This window comes from Oleiphilus sp. HI0117 (assembly GCF_001635235.1).
On the sequence record NZ_LWGA01000704.1, the window covers coordinates 1 to 8452 of the forward strand.

Genomic DNA, 8452 nt, shown 5'->3' on the forward strand with positions numbered 1-8452 from the left:
CCAGATTGTGTTCGACCTTCTTTTGAGGCTAAGAATGCTTGAACCTCTTGCTCGGTGACTCTTACGCGTTGGTCAACCTGTCTTTTTTGAACTCTGGAGATGACCATTTCCCGGTGTATTTGTTCACGAGCACTGGCGTAGGTGTCGCCTTCTAGCTCAAGTTGCGCTTCAAACTGAGAGAGCGTCATGTTATTCGAACGAGCGATATTCTCTAGAGTGGTATTAAGCTGGGCATCACCAATACGAATACCGGTACGATTTGCCATTTGTAGCTGGATGCTTTCAAGAATTAATTGATCAAGCACACGCTGTCGCATAACTGACAACGAGGGAAGAGGGGTATTCTGGCGCTGTAAGCGTTTAGTGATCGAGTTTACACGTTGGGCTAGCTCAGACTGCATCACGATATCGTCATCGACAATGGCGATGACTTTGTCTAGAAGTACTGCATTTGGCCTCAGTTCAGGTCTAGAGTTTTCTTCAGCATGAGCCACAGAGGCCATACAGCTAAGTCCTAGTAGGGTGCTAAATAATAGGCTCAGAATTGAAGGTGATTTTTTGTGGGTGTGAGTAAACATCGCCATAACTATAAATAACTCTAATTTAAAATTTCTTCTCGGGCCGCATAGCCCGGAATATGTTGATCCATTCTACGGGTACTTTGTCCAAAACCGCCAACACCACTTAGTTGAAAACGGAACAAAAACCCATGTAAGACTTCGCTATCACTATCTAGATAAGATTGACTTAGCAATTGAACGCGCCAGCAGCAGCTACTATATTCAATGCCTGCAAGCGAACCAATGCTGCGCTCTTCCTCAAGGTCGTAACGAAGACGGCCTATTAGACTGGTTTGAGGATAAATAGGCGCAATAAAAGAGGTGTCGATTTGCTCTAGCTCACCCTGGATATAGCGATGGCTGAAATTCAGCACATGACGGTAGTCTTGACTGTGTAAGTGCAAACTCGTATTGCCTTCCTGGGTCTGGTTGTTTCTGGCATCCCATAAACCACTCGTTGCCAGCTCTACACCTGGATAGGGACGGAAGATAAACTCGGTCGCCAGCAGGGAGTCTTTGCGGTCGGCCTCTCCAACGCCATTTATGCCAACTTCGCGATCATCGTAGTGGTAAACCTGGCCAATGCTGACAATAGCTTTCTCTTGCCCAGTTTGCATGTCGGTCCAACGATTGGTGATACCTATCGTCAGGCTGTTATTGTCACCGACTCGATCACCGCCACTAAAGCGATAGGGACTAAACAGTCGCTGATAGTTGAAGCTAGGTAAGGTACTGTCGAAATTAGGAAGAGCATCTTGGTCTACGCTCTTGGCATTCACATAGTAAGCTCGTGGTTCCAAGCTGTGGCGAATCGTGGATGACTTGAAGAATTGGCTTTCACTGAATAAAGAACTTCGGTCGAAGAATAAAGCCGCATCAAGTTCATAAATTGGAATGGTGCGAGAGATATTATTGTCGACAGGCGTATAATCTTCAAGAAAGTAGTCGGTATGGTCGATACTTACAGATGGGCTGATATAGCCCCAGCTCTTAGATAAAGGCAATGATACCTTGGGCTGGTGTCGAACGCGTGAGCCTATAATACGTTCATCCCCGACGAGACCTTCCTGGTCACGATAGAAGTAGACATATTGGCTGTGCCAGTCGAGTTGCAGTTGTTTGTAGATAGAACCGAATTGATAATTTAGTTCAGGTAAGCGTTGATAAGCTTGTTCGCTTGCCAGCAGTGTTTCATCGATACTTTTGTATTGCTGCATCAAGAAGCTGAATCGCCAGTTATCCTCTGAATAATGGAGTTCAGCCCTTCGATCAAGGTTATCACTTCGGTTTATATTCAGCCCCTGGTTCAAATCATCCAGGTAGTCAAAGTCGCTGATCTGGCTATATTTGAGCGTGCCATACCAGCCGTCATGATGCGCATTGATATCCTGACTAAAGCTGAGGCCCCAGCGAGCGTCCGTGTCATCTGGGCCGATTGCTTTCTGCTCGCTATTATAGAACTTGTCTTTGCTGATGTAGCCTAAGTTGAGCTCGCTATTGGTATAAGTGCTAGCATGCCGAAGTTCTAGATCGGAATGTACCCCTCTGCCATGAACATAGCTGGGCGTAAACGTCGCATCGTAGTCGGGCGCTAAGTTAAAATAATAGGGGGTCGATAGAAATATGCCGTTCTCTGTATTTGAGGTACCGAATGAAGGATATAAGAAGCCCGACTTACGGCGGTCATCGATCGGAAACGAAAACCAGGGAATGTACATCACAGGCGTATCTTTAATCAGAAAACGGGTGTTTTTTGCTTGGCCGAAGCCTTCTTCTCTATTGAGAGAAATGTTTTCTGCAGCGAAGGCCCAGTCTCTTTTCTCGGGCGGACAGCTGGTAAATAAGCCATCATGAATGAGCAGCGTATTTTCGTCTGCCCGTGTTATTTCTGAAGCTTTGCCGTTAATTGAAGTTTTGGGGTTCGAGAAGCTGGCATTGATGACCGAAACTCTATCGCTGGTCATATTTACCGTTGCGCTGTCACCTTTTAGTATCAGATCGGGGCTGCTTAGTACGATGTCGCCTTTAAGTTCAGCTGTCTGGCTAATTTTGTTAATGGATGCTTCATTACTTTGAGCATGGTAAGGCCCGTGAGTAAATTCGATATCGCCCTTAAGCTCCAGGTTTTCATCAGGAAGGTAGTTAACTTCCTTGGCGTGAATCACAATACCTTCTTCAGGCTTAACCGGTTTTTCTGATGTCAGCTCTGTTGAAGGTGACGCAGACTTTGCTGATGAGCATGCCTCTGTTGTTAGCGAACTATTATCATTTGCCCAGACAGATGCGCTCATGCTTAACATTAAAGGCACTGCTCTTATGAAGATGCGCTTTGATGGAGCTTTAAATGGCGATAATGTTGGCAATGCAGAGATCCAGTATGAGTAGCGAGAGGGTTAGCTAGTTTAATGAACAAACCTAGTTGCGAATAATAAACGCTGCCAGGAGGGATGTCATTTAACTTTTGTTGAGACTCAAAGCCAGTCGCTTGGATTTATTCTCTCATTTTTTTAATTCGCTAAGTTTTGCTGCGCACATATAATTTGATTAGGATAGCCGCAGCGAATGAAGGTCATGCCTTTCTTAGTCATATACACTGACGCATACATAGCCAAAGCGATAAAGTCTTATTCAACTCAATAGAAGAAAACACATTAGGATTAATTGATGGATCAACGGTATCAAGCACTCTGTACCTGGGTTGCCGAAGCATTGGAGATAGAAAAAGCCGAGCTCTCGGTTGTCTCGGGCGATGCAAGTTTCAGGCGCTACTTCCGCTTTCAACAGCCCGGCCAGTCTTTAATCGCAATGGATGCTCCCCCTGAAAAGGAAGACTCTAATAGCTTTGTTTGCTTGGCACGTAGTTGGCGAGAGCAAGGGGTCAATGTTCCGGCTTTGATAAAAGTTGATTTGGATAAAGGCTTTCTATTATTAAGCGATTTGGGAGATGAGCTATTGTTGCCTTACCTGAATCCCGATAGCCCGGTGATAGAAAGTGGTAATAAACACTATGCGCAAGCCATGAAGGCGCTGCTAAAGATCCAAAGTCTTAAGCCAGCAAATGATTATGCTCTACCACTCTATGATAGTGCACTGCTGCAACGGGAAATGGCCCTGTTCCCAGACTGGTTGCTTGAGAAAAAGCTTGGTCTTGATTTGAGTGAAGACGAGAGGCAGCTTTTAAAGGCAAGCTTTCATGCTTTGGAAGAAAGTGCTTTGGCTCAACCACAAGTCGTTGTCCATCGTGACTATCATGCGCGAAATTTGATGGTGGTTGGTGAAGAGCTGGGAATAATCGATTTTCAGGATGCGGTGCAAGGTCCTAACACCTACGACCTGGTTTCCCTGCTTCGTGATTGTTACATCGTTTGGCCAAACGAGCAGCTTGAGTCTTGGTGCAGAGACTTTTACGACTTATTGAGTGATTCGGCTGAGCGACAAGCGAGCTTTGAACAGTTCAAACGAGATTTCGACTTAATGGGCATGCAGCGGCATCTGAAAGCGGCCGGTATTTTTGCTCGTCTATCCCTGCGAGATGGAAAGCATGGCTATTTGAATGATATTCCAAGAACGGTGCAGTATATCGTTAAAGTCAGTGCGGCTTACCCTGAGTTTCAGGAGCTGACTCACTTTCTTGAGCAGAGGGTATTGCCTGGGCTATCAGAAAAGCTGGGAGCTTCTTCATGAAAGCGATGATTCTTGCAGCAGGCCTTGGCAAGCGTATGCGGCCTTTGACGGAGCATGTCCCCAAGCCTTTATTGAGGATAGGTGAGAAGTACCTGATCGAATTTCACTTAGAGAAGCTCGCTGCGGCAGGTATTCAAGATGTGGTGATTAATACGCATTGGTTAGCTCAGCAAATTCCGGCTAGCCTGGGGAATGGCGAAAAGTGGGGCCTACGTATACATTACAGTCACGAATCTGAACTTCTGGAAACGGCGGGTGGTATTGTTCAAGCGCTTTCAATGTTGACGGACGAAGCCGAGCCAGAGTTTTTGCTTATCAATGGCGATGTTTATAGTGAGTTGAATATTGCTGAATTTCTGAATAACGCTTCTACTCACAATGAGTCGCGGGAGGCTTATCTCGCGCTAGTGGATAATCCTGAGCACAATTTAAAAGGGGATTTTGTCTTACAAAGTAGCGGTAAGTTGTCAGCGAATACAAATGATGGCAAGCACCTGACCTATGCCGGAATTGCTTTGTTTCACCGAGATTTCTTTAAGGATATAAAACCTGGCCCTTCGCAATTGGGCCCTCAGCTACGAACTGCGATTGAAGCACAGCGAGTTGGTGGTGAGCGTATCCAGAGCTATTGGCTCGATGTTGGAACGCCGGAGCGCTTACAAACACTCAGGGATAGAGTGTCAGCATAAACAGGCAAAAATATGACGGTTTTATTTGTTTGTGTTGACGAACTTTTGGCTCCTTTCTTCATACCTTAGATTGAAAGGCTAGTTTTTAATATTAGCTTTATATAAAGTATTTCAAGTTAATTTGTTATTTAACAATAGCTTAAGTTTAGTTTTCTAGGCTTTGCTTATCGCTTCAGGTTTTGTTTTTTCCAAAATCACCATTAGGCGCAGTTTATGCATATTCCATTAGAAATATTTATTGATGGAATAATCTCATGTCTTTTAAAGCTCTTTCCCGGCAGAAGCTAACGGGCCGCACTCTTGTTTTATTACTGTTGGCTGCCTTTGTTCTGGTGCTGGCCTTATCAAGCCTTGAACCTTTAAAGTTTTTGAACCTTCCAGGTTTGTTGCTTGTGGTTTTGGGAACGTTTACCGGGGCTGTCTTGAGTCACTCATTTGACGATTGCCTTGCCGCATTTCGACAAGCTTTTCCAAGAAATAAAGCCGAGCACTCTGACGTGGCAAACGAAGCCAATATCATTCTTCATTTTGCTCAGCTTTGGTTTAGAAACCAATACACCCTGATCGACCGGGATTTATCAAAACTGGATAAACCTTTTTTGAAAAAGGGGCTGCAGATGATCAGGGATCGCCAGCCAAGCGACGATATTCTTTCACTTCTCAATTGGCAGATTAGCCAGGTAAATTTAAATGAAGGGCGCTATATAGGCATCTTCCGCACCCTGGCGAATCTTGCACCGACTTTTGGTATTGCCGGTACCGTGCTGGCCTTGCTCAATATAGCTTTTATCTTGGAGCAGGGCAGAGCCGTTTCTGAGGCGGCAAGCCTTATGGGTTTTGCCTTGGTTAGTACCTTTTATGGTTTAATCCTGGCGAGCTTTGTATTCAAACCGATTGCTGAAAGGCTGGAGCAGCGTCGATTAAAAGAGGTTCAGCATATTACCTTGCTTGCAGAAGGTATTGTTCTGATTCACGAGCGTCGGACGCCTGCGGTGATTCGCGAGACCTTGATGACTTACATCGAAAGCATGAACGCATTATCAGCTAATCAGCAAACCACTAAAAAGCCAAAGCGAGCTTCGAAGAAGCCAATGTTAGTGAAATTTGGGCTTCAGCGCTCTGCTTAATAAACTTCTACTGCTTGAGAAACGTAAATGAGTAGTGCATTAAATCGCTCAGATAATTATTCAGACTTACGCCATAGGCGTCCTGCTGATAATTTCAAGGCCATGTTATCTAAAGTCGATGGCTTCGCAGAGAAGGCTCAGAAGAAGGACGCAAGCTCTTGGTCTGAAAAACTTCGACTTGCTAAGTTTCAATCAAGTGAAGGTGTGTCTGAGCAAGGCTCGAACTCTTCCATATTTGTTGATTTATTCCTGCTCATGCTAGCGCTGGGCTTATTGCTGTATTTAACGTTTCGCTCAGTGCAGGCACCTGTTTTGGCGCCTGTTGAGAAGCCTGCTGATTTGTCTGTGTTCACTGATGAACTGATGGATTTGACCGGTATTGGCCAAGAGGGTGGCGAACTTGATGCTTCAGTACTCGCCACGCTTATCAATACAGGAAACTTAAAACAGCATGTTCAAATAGAAGATTCTGAACCCTACCTAAGCTTGCAACTTAGTTCTCGTGTTCTTTTTAATGCAGGGTCTTATGACTTGGCTCGTTCAGGGGCGTCTATTTTGGATAGCTTGCTACCAGAGCTTCGAAAGCAAGCAAAGCCAATTGTTATTGAGGTTCACACAAATGGCTATGCATCCTTGTATGGCGAAATCACCTCCGAGCAGGAACTAAGCGAAAGACGCGCGGAAACCTTAATGGACTTCTTTATTTCTGAGGGAGTCGCAGAAGCTCGTATCAGTGCTAAAGGCTATGGTGACTCTAGACCAGCCAGAAAAGAAGACTCGGCTCAGGCGCAAGAGCTGAATCGCAGGGTGCTTTTGAAGCTAGAGAAATAGTGCTTTAGCTAAGCTTTGAATTTGCAGTTGTGCAAAAAAATAGATGAAGCTTAGCGTCGCTAAATTTGTTGCTATGATTAATACGCCACTTTTTTTGCTTTTGAAAGCAGACCTAAACCTAGCATTGCCGGCGAGATCTAAAGCAAGCATTTCGAAGCGCCACAAGCCTCATATTGGCGGGCTGTTTTTCACCTTCTGAAACAGAGGTAATATTGCAAGGTCTAAGAAATTCTAACGGTGCTGGATAAATTCATTAAGAATATCCAATACGCTATCTGATAAGCCAATAAGCTCTTCAACTGCACCCTGCAGAGATAATGGTTCAGCGCCTGCTCGTGCGACCTTATAGATTTCTATGCCCTTAGCGTGTACTTTCGGATGAACATCTTCATAAAGCTCTTTGAAGCGACTCTTGGAACTTAGCTGCTGTCCTTTATCAGACATTAGGTATTTCCCAAGGCGACATTGGGTATGATCTTTTAGCTCACTCTCTTGTACGCTGTTTTGTCCAAATAATGCAAAACGGATAACCTTATCTACCCACACAATATGGTCACTCTTGGCCATGCGAAGCAGTACATCATCGTTGCTTACATCAAAGTAGCTCAAACACTCTACTTGCAGGTCACGTAGATATTCGACATTTTTATACATATCTTTGAAAATGGTGAATGATTCATTAATGCCATCAGCGGTATTTTGCACACCTCTTGCCATATCTTGTGCTACGGAAGCTTGCTCTGTTGCTGCTGAGGCAATTTGAGCTGTTGCATCAACATTTTCTGTAGCAGCGGTTTGAGCATCAGAAATTGTTTGAACTAACTGTTTTCGGTCTTGATGAGAGTCTTCTAGTACACCAATAGTTTCTCCTACGATGCGTTCTACATCATTAGCTCCATTTACTACACCGCTCACAATAGATTGAATTTCACTCGCTGCTTCAGCACTGCGGTGAGCGAGTCCACGCACTTCATCGGCGACTACGGAAAATCCGCGTCCAAACTCTCCTGCTCGTGCGGCTTCAATAGCAGCGTTTAACGCGAGTAAATTCGTCTGATCAGCGATTTCATTAACAGTAGTCGTCAACTGAATGATACTTTTAGTTTGTTCAACAAAAGTTTCGGCATTACGCCCAACATCTTTGATAGATGATTCAATTGAGTCTAGTTTTTGAACAAGTAAACTAAGGGCGTCACTGCCTCTACCAGCCTCATCGCATGTATGCTGGGCACGCTCAAGTACCTGTTGACCAAGTGACTCTATTTCTTGCGCGGTAGCAGACATTTCTTCGATAGCGCTCGCTAGTTGAATCGATTCGGATACAACCTCATCTAACCGGCTGTTTAGCTGTAAACCTTCACGTCCAAACCTTGATACCACTTTTGCCGAATCAACTGTCTTGTCGGCGATTTTAAGAAGATCGGCGTCAGACTCGTTTTTTACGAACGGTAACAGCCATGCTGGGGCATTTGTTTCTGTCACTTCTCCGCTAGCAAGCTTTGAAAGCCAAAGAGTTACAGTAGATTCTTTTAAAAACATCAAGTATCCGCAGAATTAGAAA

Annotated in this window: 7 protein-coding genes; 4 read left to right on the forward strand and 3 right to left on the reverse strand. The window is 44.7% G+C overall.

The window, feature by feature from the left end:
* A partial coding sequence (locus A3757_RS10250) for a SurA N-terminal domain-containing protein (RefSeq protein ID WP_197469992.1) occupies positions 1–503 on the reverse strand: 503 nt, incomplete at its 3' end.
* A 95-nt stretch (positions 504–598) separates the two neighbouring features.
* Positions 599–2851: an LPS-assembly protein LptD gene (locus A3757_RS10255; protein WP_068553418.1), complete on the reverse strand. Its 2253-nt coding sequence runs from the start codon at positions 2849–2851 to the stop codon at positions 599–601.
* A 373-nt stretch (positions 2852–3224) separates the two neighbouring features.
* Between A3757_RS10255 and A3757_RS10260 the strand changes: the two genes are divergently transcribed.
* The 4 genes from A3757_RS10260 to A3757_RS10275 all read left to right on the forward strand — a co-directional run bounded on the left by A3757_RS10260 (position 3225) and on the right by A3757_RS10275 (position 6891).
* Positions 3225–4244, forward strand: a complete 1020-nt coding sequence (locus A3757_RS10260; protein ID WP_068508884.1) for an aminoglycoside phosphotransferase family protein — start codon at positions 3225–3227, stop codon at positions 4242–4244.
* Positions 4241–4933 (forward strand): N-acetylmuramate alpha-1-phosphate uridylyltransferase MurU, encoded by a 693-nt coding sequence (gene murU, locus A3757_RS10265; protein ID WP_068508882.1) that lies wholly within the window; start codon positions 4241–4243, stop codon positions 4931–4933. The genes A3757_RS10260 and murU overlap by 4 nt, the downstream gene beginning before the upstream one ends.
* 254 nt (positions 4934–5187) lie before the next feature.
* On the forward strand, positions 5188–6060 hold the full coding sequence (locus A3757_RS10270; protein ID WP_068508880.1) for a motility protein A: 873 nt from the start codon (positions 5188–5190) through the stop codon (positions 6058–6060).
* Between the two features lie 27 nt (positions 6061–6087).
* A complete protein-coding gene (locus A3757_RS10275) occupies positions 6088–6891 on the forward strand; it encodes an OmpA family protein (protein ID WP_068508878.1) in 804 nt (267 codons plus the stop codon).
* A 231-nt stretch (positions 6892–7122) separates the two neighbouring features.
* On the opposite strand, the gene A3757_RS10280 is transcribed toward A3757_RS10275, so the two are convergent.
* Complete coding sequence (locus tag A3757_RS10280; protein WP_082865343.1) at positions 7123–8430, reverse strand: methyl-accepting chemotaxis protein; 1308 nt, start codon at positions 8428–8430, stop codon at positions 7123–7125.
* Positions 8431–8452: the final 22 nt, after the last annotated feature.